General features: G+C 71.1%; 3 protein-coding genes. All 3 read left to right on the top strand.

Features of this window, described 5'->3' with window-relative positions:
* Window positions 1–89: 89 nt before the first annotated feature.
* Complete coding sequence (locus AB0E96_RS40520) at window positions 90–737, top strand: hypothetical protein (RefSeq protein WP_359831786.1); 648 nt, start codon at window positions 90–92, stop codon at window positions 735–737.
* 75 nt (window positions 738–812) lie between these two features.
* Window positions 813–1,400, top strand: a complete 588-nt coding sequence (locus AB0E96_RS40525; RefSeq protein ID WP_359831788.1) for a hypothetical protein — start codon at window positions 813–815, stop codon at window positions 1,398–1,400.
* 123 nt (window positions 1,401–1,523) lie between these two features.
* A complete protein-coding gene (locus AB0E96_RS40530) occupies window positions 1,524–2,087 on the top strand; it encodes a hypothetical protein (RefSeq protein WP_359831790.1) in 564 nt (187 codons plus the stop codon).
* Window positions 2,088–2,208: the final 121 nt, after the last annotated feature.

Raw genomic sequence — 2,208 nt, forward strand, 5'->3', positions numbered from 1 at the left:
GGGCCGGAGGAGATCCGAGAGGTCTCCCCCGACTTCCGCCCTCCCCACCTTCACCACGACAACCGAGACGAACAGATGGAGCTCGCGCGATGACGCCCTACCAGCCGACGACTGTTACCCCGCTGGTCCCGGCCCAGCCCCCGCAGATCATGAGCGCGGGCAGCTACGTCGCCACCCGCTACGGCAGCCGCCTGATGCCCGTGCTCACCACCACGACCGCCCTGATCCTGGCCCGGATCTGGCACGAGCAGGGCGCCGCCGGCAGCTGGGGCGACGTCGCGCTGATGATCGTGCTGTCCGGCGCGAGCTCCGCCCACGGGATGGTCTCCGCGGCGAAGGAGAACGGCTCGGAGATCATTACCGCCGTGGCGTTCGCCGCCAGCGGCGCGTTCGCGCTGGTCGGCGTCTCGGCCTACACCTCCAGCTGGGCGCTGGCCGCGCTCCTGTGGCTGGTAGCCACCGCCCTGGTCTACGCCGTCACCGCCCGGCACTGGCGGGTCGCCCGCGAGCGGGCCGAGGCCCGGTGGCACGAACTCCAGCTGACCCAGGTCAACCGGCTGGCCGACGTCGAGACCGCCCGGCTCCAGGCCACCGTCCAAGCCCAGGCCCTCACCTACGGGCTGATGCTCGCCCGGGCCGTCGAGCACCGCGAGGCCCTGGACCCCGCGACCTTCCAGGCCGCCGTGCTCGCGGGCACCGGCCTGCCCCAGCTGACCGTCAACACCGAGAAGAACTGACCCCGCAGGAAGCCCGAACCCGGGGCCGGCCGCACCCGCGTCCGGCCCCGGACCCGCACCGAGAAGGAGAAGAAGATGACGCGCGAGCAGCAGGCCAGGAGCGCGCTGAACATGCTGTTGAGGCAGGTCGGCGACTTCGCCGACAGCTGGTCGACCGAGCGCCAGGAGGCGTGGGTGGCCGCCATGGCGGACATGGTCCGCCACGAGGGCCGCACCTACTCCTTCGGGCCCTCCACCCCCGTTCCGATGTGGGCCCGGCAGGAGTTCGACGGCCGCATGCAGAGGGGGGAGTGCCCGATCCTCTCGCTCGGCACCGTCACGGATCACGTCCAGTGGCCGCGGATCGTGCGCGAGCACCAGGTCCAGCTGATCAACGGGTACTACGAGACGCCCCCGTACGGGCCTGCGATCCTCGCCGCGTACGAGCACCTGACCGGGCTCGGCTACGAGCCGTTCCTGGAGACCGAGATCCACCTGACCGGCGTCGCCGACGACGGCACGCTCCAGCTCCAGCTGGAGGCCGGCGCCCTCTACGTCCCGGGCCCCTTGCCGGAGCGCACCGTGCACGCGGTGTCGGAGGAACTGGGCGAACTAGCCGTGCTGGACCTCAAGTTCGGCGACGGCTACGGCCGCAGCAATGTCACCGAGTGGGCCTGGTACTGAGGCCCGTCGCGCTACATTCGCGGGTTCGGCCGCCCGGCCGGACCCGGTCAAAGGAGAGGGAGGCCAGGATGGGCGAGAACGAGCAGGCGAACGGCGAGCACCCGGCACGGGTACGAGTACGACGTGCTGGCGATCGACCCGGGCCCGAGGCCGCGCACCCAGTGGCCGGTCTGGCAGATCACCACCATCGGCGTCCAGGACGGCATCCAGGCCATCCACTGCACCGCGTGGGACGAGGGCGACGAGGTCGTGAAGGAGCCCGGCAGCCCGCTGGAACTCCCCGACATCTACGAGACCCGCCAGGGCAGGGCTCTGCGCGACGCCTACGCCCGGGGCGACATGGAGCAGGCCCGTCGGATCGAGGAGCACGTGCTGGCGGAGGCCGCCACCAACGAGGAGGAGCGGGAGGTCTACAGGGAGACCCTGCGGGGCGCGATCCTGTTCAAGGAGCTCACCGACGCCCAGGAGGCCGGCAACGACGAGCTGGCCCAGTCGATCCGGGAGCGGATGGTGCTGGTCTGCTCCCGCCGGACGATCGTGCGGACCATCTCCGCCGGCTACCTCCAGGCCGGGCTGCGCGAGGGGCTTCCCCAGAAGACCCACGACGAGCTCATGAGCATGCTCACCGAGCTGGGCGTCAGCGGGGAGATCAGGCGCTTGGCGCAGAACATCACCATCGTCGTCTGACCCTTCAACACGTGCGAAGGGGCCCTGTCGACCGCGGGGCCCCTTCGCATTGTCCGGCTACGTGCCGAAGGCGCTCTCCGCAGTGCTCGCCAGCTCCGCCGCCAGGTCCTCCGATCGGGTG

The sequence above is a fragment of the Kitasatospora sp. NPDC036755 genome, assembly GCF_040636595.1.
Lineage (GTDB): Bacteria > Actinomycetota > Actinomycetes > Streptomycetales > Streptomycetaceae > Kitasatospora.